The 14,755-nt window shown below is 71.3% G+C and carries 16 protein-coding genes; 5 read left to right on the top strand and 11 right to left on the bottom strand.

All coding sequences use genetic code 11. From position 1 onward, the window contains the following. The first annotated feature begins 72 nt into the window (after positions 1 to 72). Positions 73 to 792: a hypothetical protein gene (locus ACH01S_RS31900; RefSeq protein ID WP_067900222.1), complete on the top strand. Its 720-nt coding sequence runs from the start codon at positions 73 to 75 to the stop codon at positions 790 to 792. A 329-nt stretch (positions 793 to 1,121) separates the two neighbouring features. Here ACH01S_RS31900 and ACH01S_RS31895 read toward each other — a convergent pair whose 3' ends face one another. The 6 genes from ACH01S_RS31895 to ACH01S_RS31870 all read right to left on the bottom strand — a co-directional run bounded on the left by ACH01S_RS31895 (position 1,122) and on the right by ACH01S_RS31870 (position 4,831). Next, the gene (locus tag ACH01S_RS31895; RefSeq protein ID WP_148344287.1) at positions 1,122 to 1,535 is read right to left on the bottom strand and encodes a hypothetical protein; all 414 of its coding nucleotides are present in this window, start codon (positions 1,533 to 1,535) and stop codon (positions 1,122 to 1,124) included. A gap of 91 nt (positions 1,536 to 1,626) precedes the next feature. Beyond that, positions 1,627 to 1,938: a hypothetical protein gene (locus tag ACH01S_RS31890; RefSeq protein WP_067900217.1), complete on the bottom strand. Its 312-nt coding sequence runs from the start codon at positions 1,936 to 1,938 to the stop codon at positions 1,627 to 1,629. A gap of 99 nt (positions 1,939 to 2,037) precedes the next feature. After that, complete coding sequence (locus ACH01S_RS31885) at positions 2,038 to 2,298, bottom strand: hypothetical protein (RefSeq protein WP_067900215.1); 261 nt, start codon at positions 2,296 to 2,298, stop codon at positions 2,038 to 2,040. After that, on the bottom strand, positions 2,295 to 2,756 hold the full coding sequence (locus ACH01S_RS31880; RefSeq protein WP_148344286.1) for a hypothetical protein: 462 nt from the start codon (positions 2,754 to 2,756) through the stop codon (positions 2,295 to 2,297). The genes ACH01S_RS31885 and ACH01S_RS31880 overlap by 4 nt, the downstream gene beginning before the upstream one ends. A 182-nt stretch (positions 2,757 to 2,938) precedes the next feature. Further along, entirely contained in the window at positions 2,939 to 4,129 is a 1,191-nt protein-coding gene (locus ACH01S_RS31875; protein ID WP_148344285.1) for a helix-turn-helix domain-containing protein, read from the bottom strand. Between the two features lie 66 nt (positions 4,130 to 4,195). Continuing rightward, positions 4,196 to 4,831, bottom strand: a complete 636-nt coding sequence (locus ACH01S_RS31870; RefSeq protein WP_303621476.1) for an HAD family hydrolase — start codon at positions 4,829 to 4,831, stop codon at positions 4,196 to 4,198. A 96-nt stretch (positions 4,832 to 4,927) separates the two neighbouring features. Here ACH01S_RS31870 and cobF point away from each other — a divergent pair, with 96 nt between their 5' ends. Continuing rightward, entirely contained in the window at positions 4,928 to 5,668 is a 741-nt protein-coding gene (gene cobF, locus ACH01S_RS31865) for a precorrin-6A synthase (deacetylating) (protein ID WP_067900205.1), read from the top strand. Here the strand turns inward: cobF and ACH01S_RS31860 are convergent. Together ACH01S_RS31860 and ACH01S_RS31855 are read right to left on the bottom strand one after the other, a co-directional pair. Further along, positions 5,641 to 8,262 (bottom strand): ATP-binding protein, encoded by a 2,622-nt coding sequence (locus ACH01S_RS31860; RefSeq protein ID WP_067900202.1) that lies wholly within the window; start codon positions 8,260 to 8,262, stop codon positions 5,641 to 5,643. The genes cobF and ACH01S_RS31860 overlap by 28 nt on opposite strands. A gap of 230 nt (positions 8,263 to 8,492) precedes the next feature. Next, complete coding sequence (locus ACH01S_RS31855; RefSeq protein ID WP_067900198.1) at positions 8,493 to 9,734, bottom strand: MFS transporter; 1,242 nt, start codon at positions 9,732 to 9,734, stop codon at positions 8,493 to 8,495. A gap of 54 nt (positions 9,735 to 9,788) precedes the next feature. Between ACH01S_RS31855 and ACH01S_RS31850 the strand changes: the two genes are divergently transcribed. Then, positions 9,789 to 10,352 (top strand): CGNR zinc finger domain-containing protein, encoded by a 564-nt coding sequence (locus tag ACH01S_RS31850; RefSeq protein WP_067900194.1) that lies wholly within the window; start codon positions 9,789 to 9,791, stop codon positions 10,350 to 10,352. Here the strand turns inward: ACH01S_RS31850 and ACH01S_RS31845 are convergent. From ACH01S_RS31845 to ACH01S_RS31835, 3 genes are all read right to left on the bottom strand, one after another. Continuing rightward, complete coding sequence (locus ACH01S_RS31845; protein ID WP_083981372.1) at positions 10,325 to 11,197, bottom strand: SAM-dependent methyltransferase; 873 nt, start codon at positions 11,195 to 11,197, stop codon at positions 10,325 to 10,327. The two genes, ACH01S_RS31850 and ACH01S_RS31845, sit on opposite strands and share 28 nt — an antisense overlap. Positions 11,198 to 11,235: 38 nt before the next feature. Then, on the bottom strand, positions 11,236 to 12,048 hold the full coding sequence (locus ACH01S_RS31840) for an SAM-dependent methyltransferase (RefSeq protein ID WP_370671595.1): 813 nt from the start codon (positions 12,046 to 12,048) through the stop codon (positions 11,236 to 11,238). 126 nt (positions 12,049 to 12,174) lie between these two features. Then, positions 12,175 to 13,341 (bottom strand): hypothetical protein, encoded by a 1,167-nt coding sequence (locus tag ACH01S_RS31835; protein WP_148344283.1) that lies wholly within the window; start codon positions 13,339 to 13,341, stop codon positions 12,175 to 12,177. 133 nt (positions 13,342 to 13,474) lie between these two features. Here ACH01S_RS31835 and ACH01S_RS31830 point away from each other — a divergent pair, with 133 nt between their 5' ends. Beyond that, positions 13,475 to 13,855, top strand: coding sequence for a YchJ family protein (locus ACH01S_RS31830; RefSeq protein WP_083981383.1), 381 nt, complete (start codon positions 13,475 to 13,477; stop codon positions 13,853 to 13,855). After that, positions 13,825 to 14,709 (top strand): RNA polymerase sigma factor SigJ, encoded by an 885-nt coding sequence (sigJ, locus tag ACH01S_RS31825; RefSeq protein WP_067900188.1) that lies wholly within the window; start codon positions 13,825 to 13,827, stop codon positions 14,707 to 14,709. Before ACH01S_RS31830 ends, sigJ begins: the two co-directional genes overlap by 31 nt. Positions 14,710 to 14,755 lie beyond the last annotated feature (46 nt).

Below are 14,755 nucleotides of genomic sequence, written 5' to 3'. Positions count from 1 at the left end.
TATGAGGGGAACCATGGACGTCCGCGACCGCTCGAAGAATCGGGGCTTGGCGCATCCGAGAAGAGGCGGGCCATGACTTCAGCACTGGCGCTCAATCTGCTGTCCTCGCTGCTGGCCTTCCTGTCCGGCGCCGCGGTCAAGGGCCTCTACCAGCGGCGGCGGACCATCGGCCCGGCCCGGCGCGTGTGGCGGCTGCGCAGGCCCGACGAGGTGGTGATCGTCCAGCCCGACGGACCGGGTCACGACACCCCGTTACCCACCCTCTACGAGGGCGACGCGATGGCCGCGATGCTGGTGTCGGAGTATCTGCGCAAGGTCTTGGGCGTGCGGACGGTCCGGATAATCCGGGCCAAGAACTTCTCCCGATGCCGGGACGCCCCATGCGACCTGGTCGTCATCGGCGGCCCCAACGCGAACGACCTGTACAAGGAACTCAACCAACAAGTCGCGCTGCCCTACAGTTTCCGGCTCTACCCAGACCGAGCGGACATGATCAGAGTCTCTGACGGCCACGTGTTCGCCCAGCAGGTCGTCCACGCCAAGACCACACGCGACTTCGCCGTCATCAGCCTGTTACCCAGCCCCTTCCACGCCGATCGACGCGTCATCGTCCTGGCCGGATGCGGCACCTTGGGCAGCCTGGCCGCCGCCAGAACGGTCACCACCCGGGACGGCATCCACGAGTTGGCGGCCCTCCGCCCACCCCCCACCACCCCATTCTCAGCCGTAATCGAAATAGAAGTCCCGGACGGCCAAATGACCCGCCCCCAAATAATCGACACAACCACCTAACCACCCCACCAACGTTCACAAACCAAAACTCAGCAGGCAACCCCCATCCGCGCCGCAAGCCCACGACCCACAACCGCTTCTCTTTGCCGCTGAACCATTACCGTCACAGTTCCAGCGACTCGCCCGGCCCCGGCGAGCGGCGATGACGCTCTCGTCCACCTCACGGGCCAACTCCAGCAGGGCGCCGCCACTCTCGCCGCGCTCGACCTTCCAGACGGGAGCTTCTCGCCCACCGTCAAGTGCGGGCCCCACGACCAGTTCGACCTCCGACACGCGCAGCGCGGAGATGTGGGAGCGTCGCGACAACCTCAGGCTAGGGCGCGAGCGATTCATGGACGCCGGTCGGCGGTCGGGAGACGGGCGCCGAGCATGTCGGCGGCTCGGCGGGCGGCGGCGTCGGGGTCGGCCGGGAGGAGCGCCCCGTAGCCGTCGTCGGACGTCCAGCGCCGGTAGGTCTCCCCGTCCCAGCCGAGGATCAGCGGTCCCCGGTTCCGGTAGATGACGTGCACGCGGGTCAGCCCGGTCTCCTCATCGCGGACGAGAGAGACCGACACCTGCGGGGCGATACGGCGCACGGCCGCGTCCAGCCGCTCGGCGGGGCCGAACACCATGCTGATGCCTCCGGCGGCGGTGAGTCGGGCGAGGTGGTCGCCATCGCAACAGCAGGCATCGCAGTCGCAGTCGCAGCCCGCCGAGCAGTAGCACTGGGGGTAGCTCGGGGTGGAACTGCAGCAGCCAGCCATAAGCAAGCCTCCTTGTCGAGGACGGGTTAGAGGCGAGAAGGGGCGGCGCGGCCGGGGCCAGGGGGTGTCCACCGGCGGCGCCGCCCCTGGTTCACTCCGCGGCCGGAGCCGGGGCGAACGACGCGCCGAGCGCATGGGCGATGCGGACGGCGGCCACGTCGGCGTCGGGGCCGAGCTGCACGCCGGAGTGCGGGCCGCTGTCCCATCGGTACGCGCCCAGGCTGGTGTCCCAGACGACGCGGCGAGGCCCGTTCGTCCGGTAGCTGACGCGCACGTACTGCATCGGCTCGTTCCGCTCGGCCTCCGTGGTGAGGCCACAATGGACGCGAGCCGCCTCCACCTGCGGCGCGCGGGCCCGGACGGCTTCATACAGCGGGTCCAACGGCCCGTAGTCCTGAGTCATCGGTCTTCCTCGTCTCGTCCGATCTCGGGGTGTGCTGGGGCGGAAGGGCGGCGCGGCCGGGACCAGGGGGGCGGTGTCGACCGGCGGCGCCGCCCTCGCTCATTCGAGGGGTTCGGGCTCGTTGCGCCAGGCGCGGCCGGGCTCGGACATGCGGGCGGCGAGTTCCTCGCCCGCGACCCGCAGCTCCTCGGAGATCCGTGACGAGATGCATGTCCAGGCCAGTTCGCACCATCGCTCGTGCTCGACCACCCGCGCGCCGTCCTGCTCTGAGATGGCTCGCCAGGAACCGTCCGGCAGCTCGTACACCGCGAACCCGGCGATCTGCCGCTCGGCCTCACGCGCGCGGCGCGGTGCCCTCACCGCTCGCCCTCCCGGCCGTCTCCCACCCCGGCCTCCACACGCGGGAGCCGCAACAGCAGCAGCGCCAACTCCCTCGGGTCGTTACCGCGCACCTCGGTGACGGCGGCGGCGCGCTCGGCGTAGTCGGCGTAGTTGCGCTGCCCGTGCCAGACCGGACGGCTCTCGCACACCTCGAACGCCCACTCGGGGAACCACTTGCGCAGGTTGGTCAGGTGCTCGATCCGCTCGGCGTACGGGAACGCCTCCTTTCCGGACGCCAACGCAGCCAGGTCGATCGCCTGGGCCATGAGCCGTCCCAGGTGTCCGGGGAGCTTGGCCTCAACGAGCGAGTGCCCGCCCGTCCAGCTCTCGGACGGCTCGCGCACGGCCAGCCACGGCACCGGCCGGGTCGCGTCGTACTCGATCTGCCAGCCTGGGTTCTCGGCGCGGAGCCGAGTCACCTTCTCAGATATCGTCATCCTCAGCCGGACCTCGTTTCCGGTGAGGCCCCGGATTTCCTGGCGTTCGCGCGCCAGCCGGGGCCGTTTTCATGGCCAGGCGGACGGGCTGCCGTTCGACGGTCGGCCTACGCCCACGCTCCGATGCTGATGCCTAGCAGGGCCGGGAAGTGACACACCTGGTGTCACCACCTCTGAGCTGGCTAAATAGCCCGCGCCCACTCCGCGAATGCCACAAGGGCATACGGCGGGGACACATGCAGACGAAGCAGGGTGACGAGGGCATCGTGCACGAATGGATGCTCGCGCACATGCTGGGGAGCGATCTGCCGGGCCGCTTGGAGCGACGCGAACACCTCGTCGCGCAGGCCCAGCCACAATTGGGCGCGGGCCAGGTCGATGAAGTAATGAGAGCGGCGCTCGGCCGGCAGGCCGTCCAAGCGCATGTTCCCGTGGGCAGCCTCGCCACCTGACGCGAGCTCGATGGCACGCGCAGCGTCCCCGAGCTCTACGGCGACCGAGACCTCGTGTACATGCAATGAGGCCGGGCCGAAGGCAGTCCCGTTGTAGATCCCCTCCGGAGTCTCCCGAGCAAGACCCCAGGCCGCCTGGAGATGATCGCTGACGGACGCGAAGTCCTCGGTCAATCTGGCGGCCACGACGGCGGCGCGCATGTGCAGGGCGCCCGCTGCGGCACGGAGTTCGGGCGAGGTCGGATCGGGCATGTCGTCCAGCGCGTTCTCCAGAGCCTTCAGCCCGGGGGCGAGGTTGCGGCTGTCTGCGAAGAACACCTCGGTCCGGACGTAGGCGGCGGTGGCGATCAGAGCTGGATCTTCTGCAATCTGTGCAGATCTGCGCATCAACTCGATCAGGCGCGCGGACAGGTCGTAGTAGCCGTACTTGTAGGCGACGGCGTCAGCAGAGCGATAGGCCGTGACGAGCAGGCCCGCCGCGGAGCGCCGCTCGGTCCCCTCTTCGAGCACGACACGTGCCAACTCGCCGAGTAATGGAGGGAGTTCTTCGGCAAGGCGCGTGTACTGCGAGGTCAGGCGGCGCCTCATCGCATTCTCGGTCATCTCGCGTAGCCGGGGCAGGGGGCGCACGGGACCGTCATCGGGGACGTCGTAGGCATCGATGGCGTTGCGGATGTCGGGGATTGCGATGTGGACCCGGCTGTCGCTGTAGACCCGGCGGCTGGTGAGGACCTCCGGCTCTACCCCGAGCGCATCAGCGATCGACCCCAGGACCCGGTCGGTGACAGGACGGGTGCCCTGCTCGACCTTGCGTAACGTACTAAGTGAGATATGCGCATTCTCTGCCAGTTGCCGCTGGGTGAGCCCCCGCGCCACCCGCTTGGCGGCAATGCGATGGCCGACTCGCCCGTCCCTGGTCACCACGCGCTCCGTGCTAGGCCCCCTTACGGGCAAAGGTATACGGTCCGCCTTCGTCGAGCGTTAACCTCAGCGGAGCAAGCGGGGAAGGTCGGTCAAGCTGTCGATGACCCAGTCCGCGGCCCCGCCGCCGACCGGGTCGTCGGCCCACAGGTATCCCCATGGCCCCCGGCGCACGAGCACCGTCCTCAAGCCCGCGGTCTTGGCCGGGCCGATGTCGTTGGCCGGATGATCGCCGACGTAGACGATCTCGTTCGGGCTGCCGGGCGCCCACTCCGCCACCCGGGTGAAGAAGGCCGGGTCCGGCTTGGCCGCTCCCCATTCCTGCGAGGTCGCGATCGCGTCGGCAGGCAGATCGAGTGCGCGCAGGCAGTCACCGGCACGCGAGGTCTGGTTTCCAGCGATGCCGACCCACATTCCCAGGGAGCGAAGCTCCGACAGAGCGGGGCGGACGTCCCCGTACAGATCGGCCTCGGTGATCTGCTCACCGCGTCCGGCGGCGATGCGGGCGCTGCGTTCGGCGGGAAGGTCGAACCCCGGCTGGATGAGGCGTAGCGCGTCGGCGTTGTCGCGGCCTTGGGCCGTCACGGCGCCGACGAGAGCCGACATCGTGTGCGGCGGAACCCCGAGCCACTCGGCCCATGCCTGCCACTCCCGGGTGTCGTCCACAAGGGTTTCGCCGACGTCGAAGACCACAGAGATCACCGCCCCAGGGTACGAACCAGGCCGCCGGTGAGGACGGCTCGCTGCTGGTCGCCGCAGGGTGCGTTGTGGAATGGGGGGTCTGGCAGACTTGGGTGGGTGAAGCGGCTTTTGGTCATTGGTATTGGGGCGGGGGATCCCGATCAGCTGACGTTTCAGGGGGCCAAGGCCATCGGGGCGGCGGACGCCTTTCTGCTCGTTGGGAAGGGGGAGGCCAAGGACGATCTCACCGGGCTGCGGCGGGAGTTGATCGCCGCGCACGGGCGCGAGCCGTACCGGGTCGTTGAGGTTCGTGATCCTGAGCGCGACCGGACCGCGTCCGCCTACACCGCCGCCGTTGAGGACTGGCGGTCGCGCCGCGCTGAGATCTACGAGTCGTTCGTCAGAGATGAGCTGGCGGAAGGTGAGACCGGCGCGCTTCTTGTTTGGGGAGACCCCGGCGTCTACGACAGCACGCTCGCCGCGCTGGACGAGATCGGCGTTGAGTTCGACTTCGAGGTCATTCCGGGGATCAGCAGCATTTCGGCACTCACCGCGCGGCATCGCGTCGGCCTGACGCGGGTCGGACGTCCGGTGCACATCACGACCGGGCGGCGGCTCGCCGCCGAGGGGGCGACGGCCGATGACGTTCTCGTCATGCTCGATGCCGCCTGTGCCTTCGGTGAGGTCGGCGACGGTTTCCACATCTACTGGGGCGCCTACCTGGGCACGCCGGACGAGATCCTGATCGAGGGTCCTGTCGCGGAGGTCGCCGAGCGGATCCGCGCGACCAGGGCGGAGGCCCGCGCCCGCAAGGGGTGGATCATGGACACCTACCTGCTCCGGCGGTCTCCTTCCTGATCGGCGGCCGGTTGCCAGACCGCGTACCGGAAGTCGAGGAAGACGAATCCGTCGAGGACGCTGAAGTCCCCGCGCAGGACGGAGTCGGGCAGCTCGTCCAGCCAGGACAGGCGGGCGCCCGCCTTCCCGCCGAGACAGCCGGGGATGTGCTCCTGGCCTTCGTCCGGACGGGTGAGCTGCCGCGCGATCTCGGCGGCGGGCTCGAACGCGCCGAGCGCCTTGAACGCGGCCCGCGCCCGTTCCAAGGTGCGCCGTCCGGCGGCCGGGTCGCCGACCGCCCGTTGGGCCTGGCCGAGGTTCCGCCAGGCTCGGGCCAGGCCATGCTGGTCGTCGTGCCGTTCGTAGCGGGTGGCGGCGTGGGTGGCGCATTTCAGGGCGGCGCGGCCGTGGCAGGCCGGGCACGTCCCCAGGTAGAGGGCCGCCAAATTCAGGAAGATGGTCGCCTCGGCGTGGTGGTGGTCCAGTTTCCGCGCGAGCCGCAGGGCGTGGCACAGATGCCAGATTCCGCAACTTCCATACAGTGCGGGGTTCCATCCCAGGAGGGTGAGGGCGAGATTTGTCCGCGCCCGGATCTCGCCCTCGGGATGGTTGAGCCGGGAGAACATCAGAACGGCGCGATTGAGCGTGTCGGCCGCCGCCTCGTGCTTTCCCTGCATCCGCAAGGCGTCGCCTAATGCCGTGAGTGCTTCGCCGGAGCCGTACAGGTCCCCGGATTCCCAGCAGATCTCCATGTCGATCCGGTGGCACGCCTCGGCCTCGGCGTAGTCGCCCAGGCAGAAATGGACGAGGCCGAGGTTGTGGCGGGCCCGTCCCATCGCCGGGCGATCCGGTGCCAGCTCCAGGGAACGGCGCAGCTGCGGCATCGCCTCGTCGTATCGGTGCGCCACCCGGTAGGCGTTGCCGAGCATTCCCGACGCCGCGTGGACCTTTTCGGGCCCGAGATGTTCGGCGGCGGCCAGCGCGAGCTTCCCGGCGCCGATCCATTCGCGGACGTGCCGCCGGAATTCCCAATAGGCGACGAGTTCCGCCGCCATCGCGCACGTCTGCTCCCAGCGCGCGTCGGCATGGGCGGCGGCCACCGAGGCGGCGAGGTTGCGGCTTTCGTCGTCCAGCCAGCGGAGCGCCCTGCTTCTGTCCGGGAAACGCTCGCTGCGCGGACTGGCGTGCGGGCCCAGCCAACAGGTGGCCAGCCCAAGAACGCGCTGGTAATGCTCCAGCAAACGGTCGAGGGCCGCACCGTTCTCGTCGTCGTGGTCGCGGGCGAGTTCGGCGGCGTAAAGGCGGATGAGGTCGTGCATGTCCCAGCGTTTGCCCGGGTTTCGGCGCAGCAGGTGGAGCCGGGTCAGGTCGGCGAGGAGACGGCCCGTGTCGGCGCGGTCGATGACGGCGGACGCGGTCTCCAGGTCGGTGTCGGCGCCCGGCATCGCGCCGAGCAGGCGGAACGCCCGCGCCTGCGCGGCGTCGAGCCGCCGGTAGGACAACTCGAACGCGGCGCGGACGGCCAGCGGGCGTCCCTGCTCGTCGATGTCGTCGTAGCGCAGCCGGTCGAGCCGGTCGTGGGCCTCGGTCAACTCGTCCGCCTGGGCGGCGAGGGAGGTGTCCGGATCGTCCCGGAGGAGGGCGGCGACGATGTGCAGCGCCAGCGGCAGGTGCCCGCAAAGGTCGGCGAGGCGGCGGGCGTCGTCCGGACGCGCGGCGACGCGGTCGTCCTCGGGATTCGTGCGGCGGAGCGCCCGGTCGAGAAGCGACGTCGCCCCTTCGGCGTCGAAGGGGGCCAGCTCGATACGGGGGCCGGGAAGGGCGGAAAGGGTATTGCGCGAGGTGACCAGCAGGCGGTGCGGCGGCTCGGGAATCAGCGGGGAGATCTGCCCGGCGGTCGCGGCATTGTCGAGCACGACGAGTATTGGCGCCTCCAGCCGGGAGAGTGCCGTCCTCCACAGGCCCACCGCCTCTTCCGGGGTGGCCGGGGCCTCCGTCTTTCCGAGCGCGCGGAGCAGATGTTCGGCGGTCGCGCCCGCCTCCCAAGGAGTTTCGGGGCTGTAGCCGCGTAAATCCGCGAACAGGGCTCCGCCTGGGAATCGGTGCTTGACGCGGTGCGCGGCGTGCACGGCCAAAGCGGTCTTTCCGGCGCCGCCCATTCCGCTGACCACGGAGACCGTCCCCTCGCCGCCGGGTTCGAGCCAGGACGTCAGTTCGCGGACGGCGTCGCCGCGTCCGGTGAAGTCGGGCACATCCGCGGGCAGCATCATCGGCCCCCGGCGCGTTTCCTTAGCGCGAGGAGGACGCCCGCCGCGCTTCTCCGCCCGCTGCTCGCGCGCCTTTCCCAGAAGGCCCTGCCACCACGCGTCCGGACGTTGGACGAACCCGGCGGTCCGCTGAAGGGCCATCGCCTCCAGGATCTTCACGATCTCCATGCAGGCCCGCTGCGACCTCCGGGACGGGACGCTCTCCCCTTTCAGCCAATCGTTGACCGTCGAATCGCTGACCGCGATCCCGCGCTCCCAGCACCGGCGCACCAGGTAATCCAGCGTGGGACGGCCCGCCGCGTCGTTGACGGCCGACAGTTCGGCGAAGAAGCGGCCTGCGTGATCCACTGCGCCCATCGACCCCGTCCGAACCCGCGTCGCCTCCGGAAAACCCGCCGAAGCGGGACTGAACAGCGTATCGAGCGTCCGGCGAGCGCCGGAACGGTCGCCGGAAACCCTCCGGAACTGCGACACCTGGCCTCCCGGAACGACAGCAGGAGGCCCAGTGCACGCCATCGTCCAGCACCTTTATTCGGCACTCGGCGCGGCCGGCGCGCTCTACGCCGCGACCGTCGCCGTCACCGCCCTGACCTCGATCGCGGCGCGCTCCCCCGAACGCCGCCGCGACGCCCGCCAGACCCTGAAACTCCTCCTCCCCGCTCAGCGCTCCTAGGGGTGAGGCAGTGGTAGGCAACAAAAGCGACCACCTGGACACCGGCGGCCGCGAGGAGAGCGGCGGGCAGCGCGCGGTCGGCGAGCGGGCCCGCGACGGCCGCGCCGAGCGCGAACGCCGTGATCTTCAGGCTGGCGCCGGTGGTGAAGATCTGCCCGCGCAGCCCCTCCGGCGCCTCCCGGTGCCGGACCGCGAACAGCGCGGTGAGCTGCGGCCCCTCGCCGAGGCCCGCGAGCACCGCCGCCGCGACGAGCGCGACCGGGTGGCAGGACGCGGCCAGCACGAGCGCCCCCGCGAGGACGACCGTGCTGCCCGCGATCACCGCGTCCGGCCGCCACCGCGCGGGACGCCGGGCCAGCACCGCGTTGGCGGCGAGCGCGGCGGCGGCGAGGACGGCGAGCAGCATCGTCCCGCGGTCCGCCGCGCCGAAGGCCCGCAGGCCGAGCGGCGGGACGCAGGCGACCAGCATCCCCTGACCCGCGCACGAGACCACCGTGACGACGGTCGCCCTGGTCAGCGCGGGTGTGCGGGCGATCGCGCGGAACCCCGCCGCGAGCGCCGCGCCGATCGGCTCCGCCGCCCGCGCGCCGCCCGGGTCCCGCGGCACCGCGGGCAGCGCGAGGACGATCAGCGCGGCGGACGCCGCCACGGCCCCGGACGCGCCCGCCGCCGCGGCGACCAGCCCGGCCAGCGCGGGCCCCACCAGCCCGGCCGCGTTGTAGGTCATCGCGTCGAACGCGTTGGCGCGGGCCAGCCCGTCCGGCGGGACGACGCGCGGCAACTGCGACGTCCACCCGCCGGACAGCGCGGGCCCGAGCAGGCCCGCGCCCGCCGCGACCGCCACCGGGACGGCGAGCGGCGCCCGCCCCACGCACAGCAGCACGACGACCAGCGCCGCCGCGTATCCGGCCAGCGCGCGGCCGAGGACCCGGCCGGGCCGGGGCGAGCGGTCGAGCACGGCGCCGAGCAGCGGCCCGCCCGCCGCCGCGGTGATCGTGACGCCCGCGAGCAGGAACGACCCGGCGGCGGCCGAGCCGGTGGCGGCGAGCCCGGCGAGCATCAGCGCGGGCCCGGACATCTCGTCGCCGGTCCGGGCCGCCGCCGCGCCCGCCGTGTAGAGCCCGAGGGCGTAACGGTTTCGCACCATCGTCACGTTACGCAAGTAACGCAAACCTTGTCGAGAAGCGTTACACTCCACGGCATGGGACCGCCCTCCGACTGGTCGTCGCGGCATTCCGTGGCCGCCACCGCACGCCGGACGTCCGCGCTGGTCAACGTCCTGTCCGGGGACGATCCGGAGCCCGGCGCGGTCGCCGAGGTCCTGCGCGCCCACGGCGAGGACGACCCCCTGGACCTCAGCGCGCGCGACGTCCAGGAGATGCGCGCCGTGGCCGCCCTCCTGCGTGAGGTCTTCGCGGCCGAGGACGTCGACCACGCCGCCGCGACGCTCAACGACCTGCTTCAGCGCGGCGCCGGACGGCTCCGCCTGACCTCACACGCCGGGCGCACCCCCTGGCACCCCCACCTGGACGGGCACGACGACGCGCCCTGGGCGGAATGGTTCCTGGCCTCGTCCTGCCTGGCGCTCACCGTCCTGATCTGGGACGGGCAGCGGCCCCCCGGCGGCGTCTGCGCGTCACCGACCTGCGCGAACGTCTTCCTTGCCCAGGGCGGCGGCCAGCCGCGCCGGTACTGCTCCCGCCGCTGCGCGACCAGGGAACGCGTCGCCGCGCACCGTCAGGGTTTGCGGGCGACCGCGCCGTAACCGTGGACGTGGTCGGGCCCGTCGTGCTCCGGGTCCCGGCGCCATTGCGCGATGGACACGAGGCCGGGATCGATTTTCTCCAGGCCGTCGAAAAGGGCGTCGATCTCCTCGACGCTGCGCAGCAGATAGGGCAGCGTCCCCGACTCGGCGTATTTCCTGGTGCCGCGCAGCGCGTCCGCGGAAGTGTCGGTGCAGTCCCACAGCACCAGGAAACTGCCGGACGGGACGCCCGCCATCGTCTCCGCCACGATCCGCTCGACGGTCCGGTACTCCTGGCAGAATCCCAGCACGCCCATGAACATCACCGCGATCGGCTCGCCGAAGTTCAGGACGTTCGCCGCCTCCGCCAGAATCTGCTGCGTGTCGTGGTAATCGGCGTCGATGTAGTCGGTGACGCCTTCCGGAGTCGTCCCGCGCATCAGAGCACGCGCATGAGCCAGCACCATCGGGTCGTTGTCGACGTAGACCACGCGCGAATCGGGCGCGGTCCACTGCGCGATCTGGTGGGTGTTCGACTCGGTCGGCAGCCCGGCCCCGATGTCGAGGAAGTTGCGGACGTTCTCCTCCTCCGCCAGATAGCGCACGACGCGGATGAGGAATTGCCGCGACTCGCGCGCCAGCGGGACCAGTTCGGGGTTCAGCGCGGCGGTCGCGTCCCCGACCTGGCGGTCGACCAGGTAGTTGTCCTTGCCGCCCAGCCAGTAGTTCCAGGTCCGCGCGGGCGAGGGCAGATCGGTGCGGAATCGGCCCTGCGCGTCCGCGACCAGCCGGGGCGGATGCTCGGCGCTCGGCTCGCCGTTCGGGTCAAGGAGAGGGTCACCCGGAGTGACACCGGAAGGGGGCATCGTCGACTCCTCGAATGGTCCTGACCGGTGCGGGAATCCTATGAGACCTTGCGGGCCAGGGCGCAGGTCGCGTCGACTTCGGGCGGCGGGCCGAACGGCGTCGCCTCCGGCCGCCATCGCGACGTCGACACGATTCCCGGTTCCAGCAGTTCGAGGCCGGTGAAATAGCGCGCGATCTCTTCCGGGGTGCGCGCGACATACGGCGTCGAGCCCTGTTCCACCGCCAGCCGGATCGCCTCTTCGCGCCCTTCCCTGTCGAGGACGCCGGTCCCGTCGTTGAACGCCATGAAACTGCCCGGCGGCAGCGCGTCCACGAGCCGCCGGACGATCGCGAGCGACTCGTCGTCGTCGATGACGTTGCCCATGATTCCGAACAGGATCAGCCCGATCGGACGGTCGAAGTCGAGCGTCCGCGCGGATTCGGCGAGAATCCGGCCGGGGTCGCGGACGTCGCATTCGATGTAGTCGGTCCGCCCTTCCGAGCGCCCGGCGAGAAGCGCGCGGGCGTGGAGGAGGACGAGCGGGTCGTTGTCGACGTAGACGACGCGGCATTCGGGCGCGACGCGCTGCGCGACCTCATGCGTGTTGTCGTGGGTCGGAAGTCCGGTGCCGATGTCGATGAACTGCCGGACGCCCTCCTCGGCGACCAGATGCCGCACCATCCGCCCCAGGCAGACACGGGAATGGCGGGCGATGTCGCCGACGCCGGGGAACGCCGCCGCGATCTGCTCGCCGACCTCCTGGTCGATCGGGTAGTAGTCCTTGCCGCCGATCCAGTAGTTCCACATCCGGGCGGGATGCGGGCGCGTGCTGTCGATTTCCGGAAGCCTGCCGAACGCCATGGCGATCATGGTCCCCGGCGGACCGCCCTCCGGCAAGGCGAACGCGGAATACGGCGGCGGGGCTCCGGCGGCGGGCGTCCTCGCGCCGCTGCTCACCGCCCCGTCCCCCACAAAGGGACAGACCGGATGTGGCGGTCAGCCGATGGTGGTGCTCTTGCGGGCCAGCGCCCACACGTAGTACCAGCGGTCCTGCCGGAGGTCGCGCACGTTGTTCTCGGCGATGGCGTTGACGAAGCTCCAGACTCCGCCGGTGGCCCCGACCGCGGTGAAGGCGGCGGCCAGGGCGGGGCCGTAGACCGCCGTCAGGATGGTGCCCACGGTCGCCACGCTCGCACCGGCCGCGGTGACCGCGAGCTTCCGCCGCGTTTTGGTCAGCCGCGCGCTCATCGCGCGGATCTCGTCGTTGATCTCCAGGCCGAGCTTGACGATCGCCTGCTCGGACTGGACGTCGTTGAGCGAGTCGTCGAGGTCGAGGAGCCGCAGCCGCAGGAAGTCGCGGAAGGCGCGGTAGGAGTCGAACTCGGCCGCGGTGATCTCGGCGAAGTCGCGCAGCGTGACGCCCTGGAGGAAGGGCAGTTCGGTGCGCAGGACCGGCCGGACCAGCCGGCTCTTGACCGGCTCGGCTCCGGAGGCGTCCACGGCCCGGCCGCCCTGGACGAGGTAGTCGATCGCCTTGACCTGCTCCGCCCGCTGGTCGGGGATCTCCCGGCGGACCCCCTCGACCCTCTCGTAACGCCCGAGGGAGTAGCTCGGCAGGTACCAGGCGAGTCCGCTCCTCAGCAGCGGTTCCGCGTCCAGCAGCCAGCCGCCGAGCGCGCCGAGGTCCGGGCAGTGCATGCCGAAGGTGGTCGTGATGTTGTTGCGAGCGTTCAGCTCCCGCGTCTCCCGGACGGAGTCGGCGACGTGGCCCAGGTCGAAGGCGGGATTGACGCCGAAGACGTCGAAGTGCCGCCTCCGTCGCGACCGGGTGCCCTCCTCCCTCTGGACGCCCAGCTCGTGGTAGCCGCCGTTCCAGTCGTGGGACAGCAGCAGGGTGTCGGTCACCAGCGCGGTGCGCCTGGTGAGGTCGGCGAAGCCGATCCCGCCGTCGTCGCCCGTGGCCAGGCCGACGTGAAACGGCGCGCCCGCCAGCCGCTTCTCCCGGACGAGCGTCTGGCGCCGGGTCGACCACAGGTAGCGGCCGTAGTTCCTCGCGGCGGTCTCGGGGCTTTCGCGTTCCGCCGGGGTGAGCCTGTCGAAGAAGCCGGTCATCTGCCGGGCGACGGCCTTGTTCTGGACGCTCGTCCGCCTCTGGAACATCACGCGCTGATCTCCAGGCTGCCTCGGGGCCCGCCCCTCGGTACTCGATCCCACCATGGTAGTCGCGATCAAGATCGTCCCCCGGGCGGCGCGGGCGCGGCTCGGGCATGCGGGGGCGGGCGGCAGAATCGGGGGCGTGGCTAAGAAGTGTCCGTGCGGGGTCGGCACGCGGTATCGGGAGTGTTGCGGGCGGTTGCACCGGGGCGAGGCCCGGGCGCTGACCGCGGCCGAGCTGATGCGGTCGCGGTTCAGCGCGTTCGCCGAGCGCGACGAGGCGTACCTGCTGGCGAGCTGGCATCCGGCGACGCGTCCCGAGCGGATCGGGTTCGACGACGGGCTGCGCTGGACGCGGCTGGAGATCGTCCGCACGGAGGACGGCGGGCCCGGCGACGACAAGGGCGTCGTCGAGTTCCGCGCCCACTACCTGGACGGCGGCGCGCCCGGCGAGCTGCACGAGGTGAGCCGGTTCGTCCGGCACGACGGCGCGTGGGTGTACGTCCGGGGCAGGACGTCCTGACCGTGGACGATCTCGACTGGGAGGCGCACCGTCCCGCCGTCTTCGGGGCGGCGTACCGGCTGCTCGGCAGCGTCGCGGAGGCGGAGGACGTCGTCCAGGACGTGTGGCTGCGCGCCGCGGCCGCCGACCGGTCGGACGTCGCCGACCAGCGCGCCTGGCTCGTGACGATCGCGGCGCGGCTGGCCTACAACGTGCTGAGGTCGGCGCGGGTGCGGCGCGAGGCGTACCCCGGCCCGTGGCTCCCCGCCCCGCTCCCCACCGGCGGCGACGTGGCCGAGCGGATCGCCGTGGACGACTCGGTCAGCACGGCGATGCTGCTGGTGATGGACGAGCTGTCCCCGCCCGAGCGGGTGGCGTTCGTCCTGCACGACGTGTTCGACGTGCCGTTCGACCAGGTCGCGGACGTGCTGGGCAAGTCGGCGGCGGCGTCCCGCAAGCTCGCGTCGCGGGCCCGCAGGCGGGTCGCGGACGCCCGCGAGCAGCGGCCGACGGCGAGCCGGGCCGAGCGGGAGCGGGTGCTCGCGGCGTTCCGCGCGGCGGCGGAGGACGGCGACTTCGCGCGCCTGGTCAAGCTCCTGCACCCGGACGCGGTGTACGTCGCGGACGGCGGCGGCAAGGTCGTCGCGTCCCGGCGCCCGGTGGCCGGCGCGGAGCGGGTCGCGCGGCTGCTGGCCCGGATCACCGGGCACTACGGGGTGGAGCGCGTCGCGCCCGTCGAGATCGGCGGCGAGCCCGCCCTCGCCACCTACCGGGACGGCCGCGTCGTCTGGGTCGACACCGTCGAGATCGACGAGGACGGGCGCATCACCGCGATCCGGCGGGTCGCGAATCCGGAGAAGCTCGGTCACATCTGAGCGCCCTGCCGTGTCTACCTCCCGCTGACCGAGCGAAGGGGAGACG

It is taken from the genome of Actinomadura chibensis NBRC 106107, from assembly GCF_001552135.1.
GTDB lineage: Bacteria > Actinomycetota > Actinomycetes > Streptosporangiales > Streptosporangiaceae > Spirillospora > Spirillospora chibensis.
This window is presented reverse-complemented; position numbering and strand designations above follow the sequence as displayed.